The sequence below is a fragment of the Thalassococcus sp. BH17M4-6 genome, assembly GCF_049323015.1.
Taxonomy (GTDB): Bacteria; Pseudomonadota; Alphaproteobacteria; order Rhodobacterales; family Rhodobacteraceae; genus Puniceibacterium.
Genome location: NZ_JBMPGU010000029.1, coordinates 1 through 18,716, shown reverse-complemented (window position 1 = coordinate 18,716; position 18,716 = coordinate 1). Strand labels below are relative to the sequence as shown.

Here is an 18,716-nt window from a genome sequence, read left to right as displayed (position 1 = left end):
AAGACGGATATCGAGATAGCGCGTGAGGGGGTTAAGGAGCCCATTCAGGCGATTGGGGAGAAGTTGGGGATCGGGGCGGAGCATTTGCTGCCCTACGGTCACGACAAGGCCAAGGTCAGTCAGGCGTTCATCGATTCGGTGCAGGACCGGCCCAATGGCAAGCTGATTCTGGTAACCGCGATCAACCCGACGCCCGCGGGCGAGGGCAAGACCACGACGACCGTGGGCTTGGGCGACGGGCTCAACCGGATCGGCAAGAAGGCGGCGATCTGCATCCGCGAGGCGAGCCTTGGGCCGAACTTCGGCATGAAGGGCGGGGCCGCGGGCGGCGGCTATGCCCAGGTGGTGCCGATGGAGGACATGAACCTGCATTTCACCGGCGATTTCCACGCCATCACCAGCGCTCATAATTTGTTAAGCGCGATGATCGACAATTCGATCTACTGGGGCAACCCGCTGGGAATCGACGAACGCCGCGTCGCCTGGCGCCGGGTGCTCGACATGAACGACCGCGCGCTGCGGGACGTTGTGACCTCGCTTGGCGGGGTGGCCAACGGCTTTCCGCGCCAGACCGGTTTCGACATCACCGTCGCGTCCGAGGTGATGGCGATCCTGTGCCTGGCCAAGGACCTGGCCGATCTGCAGAAACGTCTGGGCGACATGATCGTCGCCTACACGAGAGAGAAGGAGCCGATCTACTGCCGTGACATCAAGGCCGACGGGGCGATGACGGTGCTGCTGCGCGATGCGATGCAGCCCAACCTCGTGCAGACGCTGGAAAACAACCCGGCGTTTGTGCACGGCGGGCCGTTCGCCAACATCGCGCATGGCTGCAATTCGGTCATCGCCACGAGGACGGCGCTGAAGCTGGCGGATTATGTGGTGACCGAAGCCGGGTTCGGCGCCGATCTGGGCGCGGAAAAGTTCATGGACATCAAGTGCCGCAAGGCGGGGCTTGCCCCCGATGCGGTGGTGATCGTGGCGACGGTGCGCGCGATGAAGATGAACGGCGGCGTGGCCAAGGCCGACCTGGGCGCCGAGAACGTGGACGCGGTCAAGGCGGGCTGCCCGAACCTGGGGCGGCACATCGCCAACGTCAAAGGCTTCGGCGTGCCGGTGCTGGTGGGGATCAACCACTTTGCCGGCGACAGCGAGGCCGAGGTGCAGGCGGTCAAGGACTACGTGGCCGAACAGGGTGCGGAGGCGATCCTGTGCAAGCACTGGGCCGACGGCGGTGCCGGCATCGAGGAGATGGCGCGCCGGGTCGCCGAGGTGGCGGATTCGGGCGTGTCGGAGTTCAAGGTGCTCTACCCCGACGAGATGCCGCTGTTCGAGAAGATCGAGGCGATCGCCAAGAACATCTACCACGCCGACGGGGTGGATGCGGACGGCAAGATCCGCAGCCAGCTGAGTGAATGGGAGGCGCAGGGCTACGGCACGCTGCCGATCTGCGTGGCCAAGACGCAGTATTCCTTCACCACCGACCCGGGCCTGCGCGGCGCGCCCACGGGCTTCCGCCTGCCGGTGCGCGAAGTGCGCCTGTCGGCGGGCGCGGGGTTCGTCGTGGCGATCTGCGGCGAGATCATGACCATGCCCGGCCTGCCCCGCACCCCCGCCTCCGAATCCATCCGCCTCAACGACGACGGCCTCATCGAGGGCCTGTTCTAGGGGGCATCGCCCGGCATTTTTGAACTGCAAAAGCGGCGAGAGGTCCGACCGGACCCGGAGCCGAGACAAGGAAATCGAGATGACTGCAAAGATCATAGACGGCAAAGCCTTCGCCGCCACCGTTCGCGAAAAGGTCGCCACCCGGGTGGCCGAGATCAAGGAGAAGAACGGCATCACGCCCGGCCTGGCCGTCGTGCTGGTGGGCGAGGATCCGGCCAGCCAGGTCTACGTCCGCTCCAAGGGCAAGCAGACCGTCGAGGTCGGGATGAATTCTTACGAACACAAGCTTGATGCCGACACGTCGGAGGCGGATCTGCTGGCGGTCGTCGACAAGCTGAACAACGATCCGGCTGTGCATGGCATCCTGGTGCAACTGCCGCTGCCCGATCACCTCGATTCCGACCTCATCATCAACTCGATCGACCCGGCCAAGGATGTCGACGGCTTTCATATCTCGAACGTCGGTCTTCTGGGCACCGGACAGAAAAGCATGGTGCCCTGCACGCCGCTGGGGTGCCTGATGATGCTGCGCGATCATCATGGCAGCCTGTCAGGCATGGATGCGGTGATCGTGGGCCGGTCGAACATCGTGGGCAAGCCGATGGCACAGCTGTTGCTGGGCGACAGCTGCACCGTGACCATCGCGCATTCGCGCACGAAGGACCTGGCCGCTGTGGTCAAGCGCGCCGACATCGTCGTGGCCGCCGTGGGACGGCCCGAGATGGTTCCGGGCGACTGGATCAAGCCGGGCGCCACTGTGATCGACGTCGGCATCAACCGCATCGACGCGCCGGAAAAGGGCGAGGGCAAGACGCGGCTTGTGGGAGACGCGCATTTCGAAAGCTGCGCCGAGGTGGCGGGGGCGATCACGCCGGTGCCGGGCGGCGTCGGCCCCATGACCATTGCGTGCCTGCTGGCCAACACGCTGACAGCCTGCTGCCGCGCCAATGGGCTGGAGGAGCCCGAGGGCCTGACCGCCTGATGGAAAGTGGAGCGCTGCCGCCGGACCGCAAGGCCCGGCGGCGGCCGTGCTCAGGCAAATTCTTTCGACACCACGCGGGCCAGAACCCCGGCGGAGAGTGAGAAGAGGATCACCGCCGCGAAGGACAGGGCAATGTCCAGCTGCGCCAACAGCGCCACCGTTGCCACCCCGCCCAGCCGGGCAAAGGTGATGTCGAGGCTGGTCGAGACAGAGCGAAGACCGTCAGGTGCGAATTTCAGCACCAGCTGGGTCGAGGGCGCATTGCTGCAAGCAAAGCCTGCCCCGATCAGTACGGCAGAGGCCAAAAGCATCAGAATGTGATCCGACAGATACGCGGTGAAAAAGCTGCCCGCGATCAGAAGCGGTGCGGCCATCACGACCCACGTGATCTGGGGCCCGTCGACGCTGTTGCGCAACAGCGTGCTTGAGACCGAAAAGCTGAGCCAGATCGCCGCCAGCAGGATCCCGATCGCTTCGGCGCCGAACCCCCCATCCGTCAGCCGGAAGGGCAGGCTGAAGAGGTAGAAGGTGATCGCCCCGTAGGTGCAGAAGATGTAGCCGAAGACGAACCACAGGTTCCGAATGCCGAACAGCAGCCGCAGATTCGGCAGCACCCGCCCGCGCGTCGGGGCCACTTCGGGCGCGCGGTCCAGCGACAGGGCCAGCGCCGCCGACGCCATGATCGCAAAAAGCGCAAAGACCGACTGCCAGCCGAACAGGCCGATGGCCCAGCCCGCCGCCAAGGGCGCGAAGGCTGCGACATAGCCGGTGACGCTGCCCCAGATGATCAGGATCTTGCCCGGTTTCTGCGGCAATGCCTTGGTCAGCAGGACTGGCACGACGGGCGAAAACAGCCCGCCGCCAAAGCCCTGCAGCGCCCGCCCGATCAGAAGGGTCATGAAGCCTTCGGCCGAGATGACCACCAGTGCACCCAGCGTGAACATCAGAACGCCGGTGCCAAAGATCCGGCGGGCGCCAAAGACGTCACCGACCCACCCCCCGGCGATCACGCCCAGCGCCACGGCGATGCCGTAGACGTTGAAGAACCACGCGATGTCGCCAACCGTGAGGTCATAGCCTGACTGGATGATCGGCAACAGCAGCGGCACCAGCGTCAGTTCCATCACGAAGGCGGTGCTGGCGACGATGGGGCTAGCGATGGTTCGGTAAGGCGTCACGCTCATCCCGGGCCGCCTTTCCGTCTCGGCTCTAGAGACGCGGGGTTGTCAAAGGCCGGATCGGGCGAACGTTCGATGAGGGGTCTTCTGGCTTTCAAGCGACCGCACCTATGGCATTGACCACGGCACGACGACCGGGGATCTGGCGCGTGGGCGACAGGGCCTGCGGCGGCGTTTCCAGAAAATGCACGATGTCGCGGGTGTTCATCCAGACAAGCGCCTCTTCCGAGGTGATCTGCTTGTCGGGGCCGACCCAGGCGCCCGGCTCGCAATGGGTGTAGCCGTAGCGGTACGGAATGCCCTTGAAGGCCAGCTGCGCCGGCACGAAGCCGAAGACGTAGTCAGGCACCCAGATCTTGAGCGCGATTTCGAAGACGACGCGCGACAGCAGCGCGGTGAAGCCCTGGCTGCGATGCCCGCCTTCGCCGCCACTCAGCCAGAATTCGCCGTGATAGCAGACCTTACCAGTGATTCGCTCGATCGCCGGGGCCTTCGAATAAAAGGTCTCGTCCGGGTCGGGGGTCGAGTTTGGGGTGATGTACTTGTGCCGGTGAATGTTCAGATGCTGGTCAAGCGAGACCTCATCCAGGTCCAGCCGCCGAATCGCTTGGGTGTGCACCAGTTCGTCACGATCGTTGAAGCCGCAGACCCAGAAGGCATTCGATTCATCCACATATGAGCTGCAAACATCGAACATCGGGTAGATCGGCGACCGGTCATGCTGGGCGTTGCGCATCTTGCGATACTGCGCAAAGTCACCGCCAATCTCGAGCCGCATGCCGGCGGCCTCGAGCTCTTTGGTGATATTCCCCACGTTCATGATCATCGTAAACAGATTCGTTGCAGACATTGATGTTCCTTCCTCTGGATGTGTCACAACCACAAAAGGAAAAATATCAGCGAATGGCCAGTTTCGCGCGCGTGTTCTTGAAAAAAAGCGCATTTTTTATAAATCCGAGTCCATTACGAACTCTTCCGGTACTGGTGGGAACGTGCCTTCGCGCAGTGCGCTGATATCAACCTTGTTGGTCATTAGAACCAGAACGGCGAGTCCCGCAGTGCCGTCTGGAAATACGCAGCCCATCAGCAATCTCTGAAAGCTGATCGGGACGGGCTCTTCGGTGTCTTCGCGCGGCAGGTGCGCATGCAGATGGTCCAGGCGAACCCCGCCCTCGCCATAGATGCGGGCATAGGCTCCGGCGATGAAGTCATTGAAATTGTTGCCTGCATTGTCGTCTTCGGACAATCGGCCGATGGCGCTTTTGGACCAGGCCCAGCCGAACCAGAGCGCGTAGGCAGAGCGTTCGCCGACCTCGACACAGATCCAGCCCTTTGGGCTTTTGCGGTAAATGACGAGGAACGGTCGGACGTCCGACATGGCCGGATCCTCGATCTGGGTCAGCGCCTGGCCCCAGGCCGCCAGCGCGCAGCGCATGATCGGCAGGCCATCGCTCGCGATCCGCACGATGGGATGCTGTTGCGAAAAAAACTCGCGTCCGTTGGCATCTAGATAATGAGCGCTTTCAAGCCAGTTCAGGCTTCGGCGCGTCATGGCAGAGCGTCCGGACCACAATTCCAACTGCCGCAGAAAGCTTTCGGCGTCGGCAATGGCGTCCTTTCCATAGGGCGTCAGGACATATCCCTGCCTTTCCAGCGCAAAGAGTTTGCGGCCCTTGATTCGCTCCAGATCCGAGATATGCCGCCGCACCGTCTGCCGTGTCGCCCCCAAAAGATCAGAGGTTTCCGTCAGGTTGAGGTTCTTGCTCAGCGTGACGAAGGCGCGCAGCATCGCGACGGTCACGTCGCCGGGGTCTTTAGATCGGGACACAGTCTTCTCCGTTCGCTGCTCAATCGGCCGGATGATAGTTCATACACCACTAGAACATTTTTTATACGTAAACGTCCAGAATATTTGCAATTTTCAACAAGGCTGCTTCCGAAGTATGACAACTATAGCGCGACTATCCTACTGTTCGCTCTATCGAAACAGTGTCGGTTTAAAAACCTTATAAGTGAGGAGATTAGATGAAATTGTCCAGTGAAGAGATTGACCGTCACGTCGGCGCGAAACTGAGGTTTTTGCGCGAAGCCAACGGTTTGTCGCAGGCGGCGCTTGCGGGGGAAGTGGGCGTAACTTTCCAGCAGGTGCAGAAATATGAGCAAGGCAGCAATCGCATTTCCGCCAGCAAACTCTGGCAATTCTGCGAGGTTCTGAACGTCACCCCGAACAATTTCTTTGAGGGAATCGACGAAGAACTCGCCACGAAACAGAATCACATTCCCCGCAAAGTGGCCGAAACAGCCTGGCATCTGCACCAGCTCAAGGATGCGCAGATCAAGCACAACATGCTGGAACTGATCCGGCTGTGTCAGGGCAGCGACGCGAAGGGAACGGCCTGAGCCGACAGTCGGCGGGTGTCCGTCGCAGGCCCGGTGGCCAGTCAAGGTTTTGCGGGCGTCCCCTGTTTGCCCGCAAGTTAACGAGAGATGTCTTTACCGTAACCAGTGTTCGCGTTGTTCGTAACGAGTGATTTTTTTGCACTGCGCATCGGCCTTTTCGGTGCGCAGTGCCTGTTTACTGTTCGTTCGTCACCAGTGCCCTGTTCGTAAGTCACCAGTGACCGCTTTACCGATTCGTTCCGAGTGCTTGTTTTATCTTGAAAAAGGGCAGGCCGTGCGCTGTTCGCCGGTCTGCCCTTTCCCCCTTTCGCCTTGCCTCGCCCGGGTATGAAAGGTATCCAAAATCCTGAACAATCCATGACCTTCCTAACCTTTCAGGTGGCTTTCAGGCATGCTTCAGGACCAAGATCGCATTTTCACGAACCTCTACGGGATGCATGACCGCACGCTCAAGGGCGCCCAAAGCCGTGGCCATTGGGATGGCACCGCGAAGATCATCCAGAACGGTCGCGATTGGATCATCGACCAGATGAAGGCCAGCGGCCTGCGCGGTCGCGGCGGCGCGGGCTTTCCGACCGGGCTCAAGTGGTCGTTCATGCCGAAGGAAAGCGATGGCCGCCCTGCTTATCTGGTCGTCAATGCCGACGAATCAGAGCCGGGCACCTGCAAGGACCGCGAAATCATGCGGCACGATCCGCATACGCTGATCGAGGGCTGCCTGATCGCCAGCTTCGCGATGCAGGCCCATGCCTGCTACATCTACATTCGTGGCGAATACATCCGCGAGAAAGAGGCCCTGCAAAACGCCATTGATGAGGCCTATGACGCTGGTCTGCTGGGCAAAAACGCCGCCGGATCGGGCTGGGATTTCGATCTTTACCTGCATCACGGTGCCGGCGCCTATATCTGCGGTGAGGAGACCGCGCTGCTGGAAAGCCTCGAGGGCAAGAAGGGCATGCCGCGGATGAAGCCGCCGTTCCCGGCGGGCGCCGGGCTTTATGGCTGCCCCACGACGGTGAACAACGTCGAATCGATTGCCGTCGTGCCGACGATCCTACGCCGCGGGCCGGAATGGTTCGCCGGATTCGGCCGTCAGAACAACGCGGGCACCAAGCTTTTTGCCGTATCGGGCCACGTCAACAACCCCTGCGTCGTCGAAGAAGCGATGTCGATCACCTTTGAAGAGCTGATCGAAAAGCACTGCGGCGGCATTCGCGGCGGCTGGGACAATCTGCTGGCGGTGATTCCCGGCGGATCGTCCGTGCCCTGTGTGCGCGGCGAAAAGATGAAAGACGCGATCATGGATTTCGATTACCTGCGCGGCGAACTGGGCTCGGGCCTGGGCACGGCGGCGGTGATCGTGATGGACAAGAACACCGATATCATCAAGGCGATCTGGCGGCTGTCGAAATTCTACAAGCACGAAAGCTGTGGCCAGTGCACCCCCTGTCGGGAAGGCACGGGCTGGATGATGCGGGTGATGGATCGTCTGGTGCGCGGCGACGCAGAGGCGGACGAGATCGACATGCTGTTTGACGTGACCAAGCAGGTCGAAGGACACACGATCTGCGCGCTTGGCGACGCGGCAGCTTGGCCGATCCAGGGCCTGATCCGCAACTTCCGGGACGAAATCGAGGACCGGATCAAATCCAAGCGTTTCGTCGCCTGAGCGCGGCGCGACCGCCAGCATTGGCGGTATCCCGCGCAGTCGCTGCGCTAATTTCATCACGTTGACGCGGCATGCGCGCCGGTGCCGTTGCGTTGACCGGTAACTTTACTAGAAACGCCACAACCGGGGGTTTTCCCCGCACTCTCTTGCGCACAAAGGTTACTGCCATGTCCCGTCTTGCGTTCGCCCTTCTTGCCGTGGCTGCCACGCCCGCCCTGGCCGCCGGTCCCGACCCCGTGGAGCCGCAGGTCGCCGTCGCAGCCCCCGCGCCTGCCCCGCGCCCGGCGTTTGTCTTTTCGCTGCGCGGCGGTGTCGCCGCAAACCCGGCGTATTTCGGGTCGGACGAAACCGAGATCGGACCCGACCTTGGGTTCAAGTTCCATTTCCTGCGTCTGCCCGGCGGGCGCGAATTCGGTAATCCCGACCCTTGGGCCGACACCCCCGGCTGGGACTTTCACGGCGCATTGGCCGTCATCGGCGAACGTGACCCCAACGACCATTCCGAACTGGCCGGCCTCGACAAGGTCGACACCGCGGTCGAGCTTGGCTTTGGCATCGGCTACACCGCCCGCAATTTCGAGGCGTTCGCCGATGTCCGCCGCGGCTTTGGCGGGCACGAAGGCTATGTTCTCGAAGCCGGTGCCGATGCGGTGTTTCGCCCTTCTGACCGACTGAAGCTGACGCTGGGCCCGCGCGTGCTGTTCGGGGACGACACCTATTCCGACACCTATTTCGGCGTGTCCCCGGCCGAGGCCAGCGCCCGCCTGCCCGCCTATGACGCCGACGGCGGTCTGGTCAGCGTCGGCGCGGAACTGGGCATGCTCTACCAGATCAACGATGTCTGGGGACTTGAAGGCGCGGTCACTTACGACGCGTTCCAGAACGATGCCGAGGACAGCCCCATCGTCCGTCACGGCTCGTCAGATCAGTGGGGCATCCGCTTTGGCCTGACCCGCGTCTTCAGCCTCGGCGGCTAGCGCGAGACGCAGACAGACTGAACCGCGCGCGAGCAACCTGAAGCGGACCTTGCGCAACTGGGCGAGGAGCCGCGGCCATTGCAGTCGCGCGCGGCTGCGATCAGATCTTTTCGCTGCGCGGTTTATGCCAGCCAGGTCCGCACGCTACCCCGGCTATGCACCAAGCTCAGCCAAATCGTAGCCGCGTGGGCGCGCGACTGCGATGGCGCGGGGGCCTTCGGCCTTGATTCCGCGCTAGGGGCTTGGCTCCTACGTCCGCTCAAAGCCGTTTCAAAGCAATCGCATCACGCTATACACTTTCATTCCGGGTTCCCGGTGGGCCAAGCCGCAGCAAGGGCTTGGCCCAACGACCCGGCGCATCGAAGGCATCCAGCGCCTCGCGCCAGCGCGCCATCTCGAATTCTTGGGTCCCCGGCAGGCGCGTGGCGCGCAGCCGCGGCCAGAGCCGGACAAAGCCGTCCTGCCACGTCGCCGCATCCATGTCGCGCAGGACATCGCGTAGATGGAAACGTCTGTGGGATGCCAACGTGCCGCGCGGCGGCAGCACCGGCTGGCCGGACAGAAGGCCGTAACCGACGCAATCCGTGCCGCTGCGCATCGCACCCAGCACCGCCGATCCCAGCGACCCGCCCACCGCATCGAAAACGATGTCCGCCTGCCTCGCGCTCGCGACTACACGGTCGCTGTCCCGCTCCGCCAATGGCTGCACACCAAGCGCTCTTAACCAATCCAGCCGTTCTGGCGACCGGTACACGCCCGTGACGCTCGCCGCGCCGTCCGCATAGGCCCATTGAGCCAGAAGTGCCGCGATGTAGGACCCCGCGCCGGTCAGCATCACATGCTTTCCGGCAACCGGCCAAAGCCGCAGCAGGTGCAGCGCCGAGAGCGGATTGATATAGGCCCGCGCGGCAACCGTATCCGGGATATCGTCCGGCACCGGCACGGCAATCGCCGGATCGCAATCGACGAACCGCTGCCATGTGCCCGCACCGCGCAGGGCAAGCACCCGCTGCCCCGAAGCATGATCGCTTCCCGCCGGGGCCGACACCACCCGACCCACGCCTTCGTATCCCGCGGTCATCGGCGGGGTGATCAGGTGGCTGTAGGCCCCGGTGATGGGGATCAGGTCGGACGGGTTGATGGGGGCGTAGCGCATTTCGATCCGCAGCGCGTCCGGCGCGACCGGCGGCAGCGTACCCGACTCGAGCCGGAGCACCTTGCGCGGGTCGCCGAACGCGGCGTATCGAAGCGCGGAATTCTGAAACACCTGCTCTGCCATCACGAGGCTTGGCATTGCAGACCACGGGCGCGATGACAAGGGACGCCGCGCCACGGCCGATTCAGGCGTTGAACCCTCTTGGGTCGGGCGGTATCAGTCGCCGACCACCCGACGCCCCGCACAGCCACGACGGACCCTCCCCTTGATCGAGCTTACGTCTGTCCATGTCGCCTATCAGGACCGGGTCGTGTTGCGCGACATCAGCCTGACCCTGACCGAGCGGCGGATCGGCATCATCGGCAGCAACGGCAGCGGCAAAAGCACCTTTGCGCGGCTCTTGAACGGGCTGCTTCTGCCCTCATCCGGGCAGGTGCGCGTGGACGGACTCGACACCCGCAAGGACGGCAAGGCGGTGCGGCGCAAGGTCGGTTTCGTGTTTCAGAATCCCGACAACCAGATCGTCTTTCCCACGGTCGAGGAAGACATCGCCTTTGGCATGAAGAACCTCGGGTACGACAAGAACACAATCGCCCGGAAGGCCGATGAGGTGCTGGACCGCTACGGCCTGCAGGATCACCGCACGCACCCTTCGCATTTCCTGAGCGGCGGGCAAAAGCAGCTATTGGCGATCTCCGGCGTGCTGGTGATGGCCCCCGATTACATCGTCTTCGACGAACCCACGACCTTGCTGGACCTGCGCAACAAGATCCGCGTGGCGCGCGCCATCGACGCACTGGACCAGACCGCCGTGGTGGTGACGCACGACCTTGATCTGCTGGGCGATTTCGACCGGGTGATCGTCTTTGCCGACACCCGGATCATCGCCGACGGCCCGCCTGACATGGCCCTGCGCACCTACCGGGACACGATGCGCGATGTTTGAGCTTTACCGCCCCGGACAGTCCTTCCTGCACCGCCTGCCCGCGGGGGCCAAGGTGTTGGCGCTCGCGCTCTGCGGCACCGTCGTCTTCCTGATCGGCCAGCTTTGGCTGATTGCGTTTTGCCTGCTGGCGGCGCTTGCGCTTTATCCGCTGTCGCGACTGCCGCTCGCAACCGCATGGGCGCAGATCCGGCCCGCGCTGTGGATACTCGTGGCGATTCTCATCGCGCAGGGTCTGATCAACGGCTGGACCGCCGGCGCGTTCGTGGTGGCGCGCTTTGCCGCGCTGTTGCTGCTGGCGGGGCTGCTGACCCTGACGACCCGGGTGTCGGACATGATCGACGGGATCGAGCGGGGGTTGTGGATGCTGAAGTATCTGGGCCTCAATCCTGCAAAGATCAGCCTGGCCCTGTCGCTGGCGCTACGGTTCATCCCGGTGCTGGCCCAGATCACCGCCGAGGTGCGCGAGGCGCAGAAGGTGCGCGGGCTTGACCGCAGCATCGTGGCCGTCGCCGTGCCTGTCGTCACCCGCACGCTGCGCATGTCCGACGACATCGCCGAAGCCATCGAAGCGCGCGGATACAACGCCTGAAACCCCTCCGGAGGCAGCACCTACATGAGCACCAAGGACATCGTCTATATCGCCCTTTTCGCAGCGCTCACCGCGGCGCTGGGCCTGTTCCCGCCACTGAGCCTGCCCGCGATCGGCGTGCCGATCACCGCGCAGACCATGGGTGTGATGCTGGCAGGCGCGCTGGCGGGTGCGAAACGCGGCGGGCTGGCGCTCCTGCTCTTTGCGGTGCTGGTGGCCATCGGCCTGCCGCTGCTGGCCGGCGGGCGCGGCGGGTTCGGCATCTTTCTGGGGCCGTCGGGCGGCTTTGTCCTGGCGTGGCCGCTGGGGGCCTTCGTGATCGGTTGGCTTTTCGAACGGCACCGTGGCGCCGTGACCCTGCCCCTTTCGATGCTCTACATCGCGGCGGGCGGGGTCGGGGTCGTTTACCTCATCGGCATTCCCTGGCTCTCATTCGCAGCCGGGCTTTCGCTGCCACAGGCCTTTGCCGGATCCATCGGCTTTGTGCCCGGCGATCTGATCAAGGTGGTGCTGGCTGCCCTCATCGCCCGCGGCGTGCGCCGGGCCTATCCGGATCTGGCATCGCGAAGGTAGGCGACACTCCGGTCAGGACGCCTGAGCCACAAAGTAGGGCTGCAGCGCGGCGCGCAGGTTGTCCGGAATTGTAGCGGAGCCGGCCTCGCCCCGGGCCACGCAGACCCAGACGATCTCGGCTGTCGCGCGCAGCGTGCCGTCTTCTCCGGTCATGCGCGGGGCAAAGCCAAGGCTGGACCGGCCCAGGCGGCGGATCGGGCAGTCGATCTGCACAAGGTCGTCGTAACGCGACGGCGCATGAAACAGCACTTCGACCTTGCGCACATGAAAGACAAACGCCCCGTCGGGGCGGAAATGGTCGGAAAGGCCAGCCTCGCGCAGGAAATGGCTGATCGCCGCCTCGAAATGGCTGACGTGCGCGGCGTTGTGCATGTGCCCGTGCATATCCACGTCGCGGAAGGGCACGGCGATGCGGTAGGGTGCGGGCACGATGCGGCGTCCTTGCAAATGGGCGGGTGTGTTCGGCATACGCTGCGTTTCAGGATGGCGCAATGTTGCGGCGGATGGTCGGTAGCAGGAAAGGATCGGGATGCCGCTCTGGGATCGTCTGAGACAGCACAGTCGGAACCGCCCGGATGCCTGCGCCGTGGCGATCGACGGCCGGGCGCTCAGCTACCGCGATCTGGCGCGCCGCGCCGCGCGGTTGGATGCCTATGTCGCGGCCCTGCCCCGGGGGCCGCGCCCGCAGGCGCCGCTGCGTGACGTCCCGGTCTTTGCGTTGCTCATGGGAAATCACCCAATGGTGGCGGAATGCTTGGTGGCGGCGCTGGCAGGGCAGTCCTGCGTGATGTTGCTCGACCCGTTGTTGCCTGCGGCCCAACTGCGCGCCACGCTGGAAAAATTGCCGCCGGACGTGCTTTTTATTGCCGGGCAATGGGCAGAGACCTTTCACGGCATGGGCTTTCCGGTGGTCCCGCTCGACACCCCCGCCGACCTCGATGCCTTGTCCGACACAGATCCGGCGCCAGCGGAGCCGAAAGACAGCGATCCGTTCCTGATCGCCTTCACCTCTGGCACGACCTCGCGACCCAAAGCTTTCCTGCGCAACCGGCGCGGCTGGCGCGTGTCGCTGGGGGCTGGGCGGGCGCATTTCGGTACGCACCCCAACCTGCACACCTTGTCGCCCGGCCCGCTGACACATGGCCTGTCGCTATACGCATTGGCCGAAACGCTGGACGCCGGCGCGTGCTTTCATGCCATGGGGCGCTTTTCGGCCAGCACCGCATGGGACCTGATGGCGGATCATCGGCTGGCGCGACTGGTCTGCGTACCCTCAGTCATCGACGCGCTGTACATCGCCGCTCCCGACCGCGCGCCGCTGGACAGCCTGCGGCAGGTGACGACCGCCGGAGCCAAACTGGACGACCGATTGCTGGCGGAGCTATCAAGGATCGCGCCGCGCGCAAACGTGACCGAGTACTACGGCGCGTCAGAGCTTGGGTTTGTCACCACGGCGTCGCATCGCCCCGATGAGCCGCGCATTGCAGGCGGGAGGGCCGGGGTCGGCCACCCCTTTCCCGGGGTCGAAATCGACATTCGCGCACCGTTGGAAAGCGGTGAAGGAACGATCTGGGTGCGCAGCGCGCAGACCATCGACGGCTATCTTTGGCAGGACGGCGCGACCGCTTTCCGACGGGACCGGGACTGGGCCACCGTGGGCGACATCGGGCGCATCGATGGGAATGGGGCCCTGCGGATCATCGGCCGCGCCGACGGCATGGTGATCTCAGGCGGCAACAACATTTATCCCGAGGAGGTCGCCACCTGCCTGCGGCACCACCCTGCGATCACCGAGGCGGCGGTGATTGGCCTGCCTGACCCGTCGCTTGGCCAGGCGGTTGTCGCCGTGCTTGGCCTGGACGCACAGAAGCCGGCCCCGACCGTGGCGGAGCTGACCACCCATTGCGGGGCGCATATGCAGAAATACAAGGTGCCGCGCCGGTTCCTGATCACGCAGGAATGGCCTATGACGGCCAGCGGCAAGATCGCCACCGGCCAGCTTGCCCAATGGATTGAGAAGGAGGATGCGCGGCTTGTTCCACTCTGACCTGCCGGAAGACCGACACCCGGTCATCGTCGCCGCCCGCCGCAGCCCCATAGGCCGCGCCTTTGGCGCGCTTTCGGAGATCGAACCGCAGGATCTGGCCGCGTCGGTCCTGCGCGCCGCCCTTGCCGACAGCGGAGCGGAGGCGGAAGAGGTGGACGATGTCATCCTTGGCAATGCGACCGGCGGCGGCGGCAACATCGCGCGGCTGTCCGCGCTGAGCGCCGGGCTTCCAGTCAGCGTGCCGGGCGTCACGCTCGACCGTCAGTGCGGTTCGGGCCTTGATGCGATCGTGACCGCCTGCCATCTGGTCGCGGCGGGGGCCGGTACGCTTTACCTCGCGGGCGGGGTGGAAAGCACCAGCCGCGCACCCTGGCGGGTCGCCCGGCCCCGCCGCCCCGGCGATTTGCCGTCATTCTTCGGCCGCGCCCGGTTTGCCCCCGATGATATCGGCGATCCCGAGATGGGCGTTGCCGCGGAAAACGTCGCCCGCCGTTACGGCATCAGCCGCGCGCGCCAGGATGCGCTTGCGCTGCAAAGCCATCGCCGCGCCGTGGCGTCGCAGGCCGACGGGCTCTTTGACGCCGAGACTGTTTCCATCACGACGCCGGGCGGGGTGGTGTCGCGGGACGAATGCCCGCGGGCGGACACGTCGGCGGACCGGCTTGCCGCCTTGCCACCGGTCTTTGCCGACGACGGAACCGTGACCGCAGGCAACGCCTGCCCGCTCAATGACGGGGCATCGGTGGTTGTCGTGACCAGCCTCGCGCAGGCGCGGCGCCTGGGCCGGCGGCGCGGACTGCGCTTTGCCGGGGCGGCGACCGCGGGCGTCGCGCCGGGCATCCTCGGAATCGGCCCGGTGCCCGCCACCCGCAAACTGCTGACGAAACACCCGGATCTGTCCCTCGATGACGCGTCAATCATCGAATTCAACGAGGCCTTTGCCGCTCAGGTTCTGGCATCGCTGGACGAACTGGGGCTGGCGGCTGACTGCATAAACCGCGACGGCGGCGCACTGGCGTTAGGGCACCCCTTCGGCGCGTCCGGCGCACTTCTCGTGACGCGCATCTTTCACCAATTTCAGCGGTCCGGCGGCAGGCATCCGGACGGCGCGCTGGCTTTTGCCACCATGGGCATCGGCGGCGGCATGGGTCAGACAGCCGCCTTCCGCAATTTGGCGATCGGTTAGACCGGCTACCGTACAAATCGCCTGTGCCAGTCGGACGCTTTCGCCGAAGTCCTTGCGGCTTCCAGCGGGACGGTCGCTTGATCCGTCTTGGGCGCTCAGACCTTTCCGTCCGGCGGCAGGACCTTCTGGACGATCAGGCCGGACAGATCGGCCAAATCGATAGGCTGTTCTGGCTGCAATGACTCCGGCTGTAGGCGCGCGCGTAGTGCTTCGCCCCAACCTTTGTGATTTCAACGCGTTCGATAACCCGTTGCGCACAAAGGATTTCGTGGACTACGCACAAAGGTTTTCGCCGTCAGTTTCAGCACGCACCGGCTCCCATAATGCCTCTCAACCCCTTCTTTTTAGTCCTTTCACAGCGAGCATGGAAGCCCAGTGCTCCTCGCGACAGCTTCCCGGTCTTCATGAGAATGGCAGGAGACCTTCCGGGCCTGCATGCATTGGCTGAGCGGGAACCTCCCGGCGCTCGGCGCGCGTGCGCGCTTGTATCTGCAACCATTACGGAAATCTGGGTTAAGGCGAGCGGTGAGCGGCCATTCACCATATCCGCATCCCCTGCGTCAGCCTCCCGGCTGACTTGGCAAGCATGGAGCCCTGAGGCATGTGCAGAAGCTACAAGTGCCTTCGCTGAACTGCGCACGCAGCATCTTAGCCTCAGCTCGCACCGTAGATGTCCATAAGGAGATCGGGGTTTGTACCTTCGCCGAGCAATTCCTCCTTGAGATCCCCAAGAATCGGCAAGATCTTGTCGCGTCGCCGCTGGAGGTTGGCACTCGGTCTACGGCGGACAATCAGATCAACTTCGACTTCCTCGATGATCGCCAGGAAATCGTCGGCCAAGGGATCAATGCCAGACACCAAGGCCGTGGGGTCTTTGAGGCGCCACCTGAGAAGACCCGCGAGCAGAAAGGGCGCGTAGTTGAATTTGGTGTATTCTTCACCGATGTTGCGCCTAAAATCCGCCAGCGTGCGGCTTGCCAATCTGTCAACGTCCTTCCGAGACAGTAGCATCGGGGTCATGTCCGACCGCGACAGCAGAAAGGCCATGCACGCGCTTTGCCGATTCCACACCCAGTTCTCGACGTCCGAGGACAGAAGAATCTCGACGACGCGCTCGACGGCCTCCTCATCGCGAAGGATCCGTCCCAGCCCCTGGAAGACGAGGACCCAGCTCATCTGGTGGCGCACGAACGGGTGGGCACGCCCACGCGTCTCGATGCACTCCGTCAACCATTTGACCACGTCGGTCGGACAGCGCCGGAACTGCCAGGTCAGGAACTTCAAGGCCGCGTTGTCCTCGGTCCCTGCGCCCGTTTTGCCGGCCAGGCGTCTGCGTGTAATGTCCAGCGCCTTGTCTGTCAGGATATCGAGTCGCTCAATTTCCTCCCGGCCAATTTCGGCGGGAAGATCGCCATCGCTGGAGATGCAGTATTGTCCAAACGGCCGTTGCGACAGCTTCGCCGCGAGCGTTTCCCAATCGGGGTTGATGCGGAAGGGTTCCGACTGGAGAAGACTGAGCAGCCCCTCGGCGCGTGCGGTGTCTTCCCAAGCGGGCATCCCGCAGGGAAGAACCAAGCGCTGCGGGATTGAGACATGGTGCTGCTGGCTTTCGATGATCTCATCCCAAGATCGGGCATCTTCTTGCGCATCGTCCCAGTCAACCGTGAAGCTCCGACCCAATATTGGCGCTTCCATCAGGATTCTTGCCCGACCGGCCGCCGGTTTCTGCTCGACCCAGAGCGACACGGCCGCCTGTTCCCTCAGCGGCGTGCCGATCGCGATGGTCGCCTTTCGCGGTGGTGGCGAAGCTTCCTTTCGAAGATACACGGAGACATTCTCCTGCCCCGCCGGTATCGCGAGCGTTGCCGGGTCGGGACTCCGATAAGTGCGGCCGGCTTTAAGCGTCTCTTCCGGTTTTATGAGATCGAAATTCGCCGCACCATCAGCCCCGTAGACGATGGTGGACAGCCTGGGCAAGAAGTCGAAAAAGATCGGCGCCCCGTCCCCGGCCCTATGCGCCGCAAGCAAGGCGCCGTGTGCCACGGCCTTTGCCGACAGCACGCTGACGGAAACGGGCGACGAGACCCCGATACTTGCGGCGATGCGGTTCTTGAGAGCCCCTTCGGTCAGAGTCTCCAAGATCACCACGTCGCAGCCCTGCAGGTCGAGACCCTCGTGGAATTCCGTCATCTTTTCGGCAGCTTGGTATCCGCTCAAATCGAGGAGCTCCCAGTCCCCGTTCTGGACCCGAACCATCTCGGGCGGACAAGTGATTCCCAAGGCCATCTTTCCGACTGAACGTGCGATGGCGCGATGGGCCGTTCTCGATGTGAGGCCGGCCTGGCCGATTGCGGCCTTACGCGCGGCATGCACGAGATTTTCGTATCCGATACTCCCCGGCGTATGCGTCGCAGCCTCGCGCCGTTCCGGTGCCAGGACGCCGCGTGCCCCCCTGATGAGAAGGTGTTGAACGGCCAAGCCACGCCTGTCCTGGCAGACCACACCCAAGCGCTGTCCTTCCGCAACGAGACCATGCTCGATTGCATAGAGCGCTGCGAGAACAGGACGCCAGACAAGGAGGCCGTTCCGATACTTGCCGGCGGACAGTGCAGCGAGCAGGTGTTCCTGTGCCGTCTCGGACCCGTCTTGGCCCTCGTCGATTGACGCGATGTTGTAGGCGGCCCCCTGGGCCGATCCCGCGAAGCAGGACGCCAACTTTGTGACGTCCTCGTCCTTCATTTCGAGGAGCTCCCGGACCGAAATGCGGCGCTCTGGTGCTCCGACTTCACCCCATCCCCCACCAAGTCCGTGAGGGGCGGCGTCTGCCTGAGCGCCTCCGATCCAACGGCTTGTGCCAGCATTTCCGACATTAACGATAGAAGTGAGCGGGCCACTTGGAACTACTTCGACGGGGCCGACCTCGTCTTCCTCCCCCGGCCTTGAGCGCCAATTCTTGGCAACGAAGTCGCGCCAACCGTTTACGTCAAACCCGCAGAACTTCCTGGCTGTCATTTCGATGTCTCGTGGATCTCGCCCCGCACGAAATCGCGCACCGCCTGAAACCCCTGGACCTGTCACGGAATTGTTCCGCTCCTTTGACTTGGTATTTTGCCACAAAGGAGAGACATCATGGCATCGAACCCCCCCCCGGAATTCCGCGCAGAAGCAGTGCGGGTAGCGTTAACCAGCGGGCTGCCGCGAAAGCAGGTTGCTGCAGATTTTGGCGTTGGCTTCTCGACACTGAGCCGTTGGATCCAGCAGGATCGGCGCAACCCAGAGAAGCCTTCAGCACGACGTTGTCCAGCATCGTGTCGGCCAGCAGCCGCTTGAGCTTGGCATTCTCGT

Annotated in this window: 16 protein-coding genes and 1 pseudogene; 11 read left to right on the top strand and 6 right to left on the bottom strand. The window is 63.7% G+C overall.

Annotated features, from left to right (window positions below; translation table 11 throughout):
- The coding region (locus ACOXXX_RS21405; protein ID WP_422828663.1) for a formate--tetrahydrofolate ligase at positions 1 to 1,668 on the top strand (1,668 nt) is incomplete at its 5' end.
- 79 nt (positions 1,669 to 1,747) lie between these two features.
- A complete protein-coding gene (folD, locus tag ACOXXX_RS21400; protein WP_422828662.1) occupies positions 1,748 to 2,650 on the top strand; it encodes a bifunctional methylenetetrahydrofolate dehydrogenase/methenyltetrahydrofolate cyclohydrolase FolD in 903 nt (300 codons plus the stop codon).
- Between the two features lie 50 nt (positions 2,651 to 2,700).
- On the opposite strand, the gene ACOXXX_RS21395 is transcribed toward folD, so the two are convergent.
- The 3 genes from ACOXXX_RS21395 to ACOXXX_RS21385 form a co-directional block, all read right to left on the bottom strand.
- Positions 2,701 to 3,834 carry an MFS transporter gene (locus ACOXXX_RS21395; RefSeq protein ID WP_422828661.1) on the bottom strand — a complete coding sequence of 378 codons (1,134 nt, stop codon included), beginning with the start codon at positions 3,832 to 3,834 and terminating at the stop codon, positions 2,701 to 2,703.
- Between the two features lie 88 nt (positions 3,835 to 3,922).
- On the bottom strand, positions 3,923 to 4,678 hold the full coding sequence (locus ACOXXX_RS21390) for a hypothetical protein (RefSeq protein ID WP_422828660.1): 756 nt from the start codon (positions 4,676 to 4,678) through the stop codon (positions 3,923 to 3,925).
- Positions 4,679 to 4,774: 96 nt separating this feature from the next.
- A complete protein-coding gene (locus ACOXXX_RS21385; RefSeq protein WP_422828659.1) occupies positions 4,775 to 5,629 on the bottom strand; it encodes a LysR family transcriptional regulator in 855 nt (284 codons plus the stop codon).
- Between the two features lie 224 nt (positions 5,630 to 5,853).
- On the opposite strand from ACOXXX_RS21385, the gene ACOXXX_RS21380 reads away from it, so the two are divergent.
- From ACOXXX_RS21380 to ACOXXX_RS21370, 3 genes are all read left to right on the top strand, one after another.
- Entirely contained in the window at positions 5,854 to 6,228 is a 375-nt protein-coding gene (locus ACOXXX_RS21380; RefSeq protein ID WP_422828658.1) for a helix-turn-helix domain-containing protein, read from the top strand.
- A gap of 391 nt (positions 6,229 to 6,619) precedes the next feature.
- On the top strand, positions 6,620 to 7,897 hold the full coding sequence (gene nuoF, locus ACOXXX_RS21375; protein ID WP_422828657.1) for an NADH-quinone oxidoreductase subunit NuoF: 1,278 nt from the start codon (positions 6,620 to 6,622) through the stop codon (positions 7,895 to 7,897).
- Between the two features lie 167 nt (positions 7,898 to 8,064).
- Positions 8,065 to 8,874, top strand: a complete 810-nt coding sequence (locus ACOXXX_RS21370) for a MipA/OmpV family protein (protein WP_422828656.1) — start codon at positions 8,065 to 8,067, stop codon at positions 8,872 to 8,874.
- A gap of 289 nt (positions 8,875 to 9,163) precedes the next feature.
- Here ACOXXX_RS21370 and ACOXXX_RS21365 read toward each other — a convergent pair whose 3' ends face one another.
- A complete protein-coding gene (locus tag ACOXXX_RS21365) occupies positions 9,164 to 10,153 on the bottom strand; it encodes a zinc-dependent alcohol dehydrogenase family protein (protein ID WP_422828655.1) in 990 nt (329 codons plus the stop codon).
- Positions 10,154 to 10,295: 142 nt separating this feature from the next.
- On the opposite strand from ACOXXX_RS21365, the gene ACOXXX_RS21360 reads away from it, so the two are divergent.
- Genes ACOXXX_RS21360 through ACOXXX_RS21350 form a run of 3 tightly spaced genes read left to right on the top strand, consistent with a single transcriptional unit; the run spans position 10,296 to position 12,138 of the window.
- Positions 10,296 to 10,976: an energy-coupling factor ABC transporter ATP-binding protein gene (locus ACOXXX_RS21360; RefSeq protein ID WP_422828654.1), complete on the top strand. Its 681-nt coding sequence runs from the start codon at positions 10,296 to 10,298 to the stop codon at positions 10,974 to 10,976.
- Positions 10,969 to 11,565 carry an energy-coupling factor transporter transmembrane component T family protein gene (locus tag ACOXXX_RS21355; protein WP_422828653.1) on the top strand — a complete coding sequence of 199 codons (597 nt, stop codon included), beginning with the start codon at positions 10,969 to 10,971 and terminating at the stop codon, positions 11,563 to 11,565. Before ACOXXX_RS21360 ends, ACOXXX_RS21355 begins: the two co-directional genes overlap by 8 nt.
- A gap of 24 nt (positions 11,566 to 11,589) precedes the next feature.
- A complete protein-coding gene (locus tag ACOXXX_RS21350) occupies positions 11,590 to 12,138 on the top strand; it encodes a biotin transporter BioY (protein WP_422828652.1) in 549 nt (182 codons plus the stop codon).
- Between the two features lie 12 nt (positions 12,139 to 12,150).
- Here the strand turns inward: ACOXXX_RS21350 and ACOXXX_RS21345 are convergent, their stop codons facing one another.
- Positions 12,151 to 12,567: an acyl-CoA thioesterase gene (locus ACOXXX_RS21345; protein WP_422828651.1), complete on the bottom strand. Its 417-nt coding sequence runs from the start codon at positions 12,565 to 12,567 to the stop codon at positions 12,151 to 12,153.
- Positions 12,568 to 12,667: 100 nt separating this feature from the next.
- Between ACOXXX_RS21345 and ACOXXX_RS21340 the strand changes: the two genes are divergently transcribed.
- Together ACOXXX_RS21340 and ACOXXX_RS21335 are read left to right on the top strand one after the other, a co-directional pair.
- Positions 12,668 to 14,185, top strand: coding sequence for a class I adenylate-forming enzyme family protein (locus ACOXXX_RS21340; protein WP_422828650.1), 1,518 nt, complete (start codon positions 12,668 to 12,670; stop codon positions 14,183 to 14,185).
- Complete coding sequence (locus ACOXXX_RS21335; protein WP_422828649.1) at positions 14,172 to 15,371, top strand: thiolase family protein; 1,200 nt, start codon at positions 14,172 to 14,174, stop codon at positions 15,369 to 15,371. The genes ACOXXX_RS21340 and ACOXXX_RS21335 overlap by 14 nt, the downstream gene beginning before the upstream one ends.
- Before the next feature lie 654 nt (positions 15,372 to 16,025).
- On the opposite strand, the gene ACOXXX_RS21330 is transcribed toward ACOXXX_RS21335, so the two are convergent.
- Positions 16,026 to 18,110, bottom strand: a complete 2,085-nt coding sequence (locus ACOXXX_RS21330) for a hypothetical protein (protein WP_422828648.1) — start codon at positions 18,108 to 18,110, stop codon at positions 16,026 to 16,028.
- 390 nt (positions 18,111 to 18,500) lie between these two features.
- Here ACOXXX_RS21330 and ACOXXX_RS21325 point away from each other — a divergent pair.
- Positions 18,501 to 18,638: pseudogene (locus ACOXXX_RS21325) on the top strand (transposase); the annotation flags it as partial.
- Positions 18,639 to 18,716 lie beyond the last annotated feature (78 nt).

Coding starts and splice junctions, on each gene's coding strand:
- folD (WP_422828662.1), top strand. CDS start 1,748: ATGACTGCAAAGATCATAGACGGCAAAGCCTTCGCCGCCACCGTTCGC.
- ACOXXX_RS21395 (WP_422828661.1), bottom strand. CDS start 3,834: ATGAGCGTGACGCCTTACCGAACCATCGCTAGCCCCATCGTCGCCAGC.
- ACOXXX_RS21390 (WP_422828660.1), bottom strand. CDS start 4,678: ATGTCTGCAACGAATCTGTTTACGATGATCATGAACGTGGGGAATATC.
- ACOXXX_RS21380 (WP_422828658.1), top strand. CDS start 5,854: ATGAAATTGTCCAGTGAAGAGATTGACCGTCACGTCGGCGCGAAACTG.
- nuoF (WP_422828657.1), top strand. CDS start 6,620: ATGCTTCAGGACCAAGATCGCATTTTCACGAACCTCTACGGGATGCAT.
- ACOXXX_RS21370 (WP_422828656.1), top strand. CDS start 8,065: ATGTCCCGTCTTGCGTTCGCCCTTCTTGCCGTGGCTGCCACGCCCGCC.
- ACOXXX_RS21365 (WP_422828655.1), bottom strand. CDS start 10,153: ATGGCAGAGCAGGTGTTTCAGAATTCCGCGCTTCGATACGCCGCGTTC.
- ACOXXX_RS21355 (WP_422828653.1), top strand. CDS start 10,969: ATGTTTGAGCTTTACCGCCCCGGACAGTCCTTCCTGCACCGCCTGCCC.
- ACOXXX_RS21350 (WP_422828652.1), top strand. CDS start 11,590: ATGAGCACCAAGGACATCGTCTATATCGCCCTTTTCGCAGCGCTCACC.
- ACOXXX_RS21340 (WP_422828650.1), top strand. CDS start 12,668: ATGCCGCTCTGGGATCGTCTGAGACAGCACAGTCGGAACCGCCCGGAT.
- ACOXXX_RS21330 (WP_422828648.1), bottom strand. CDS start 18,110: ATGAAGGACGAGGACGTCACAAAGTTGGCGTCCTGCTTCGCGGGATCG.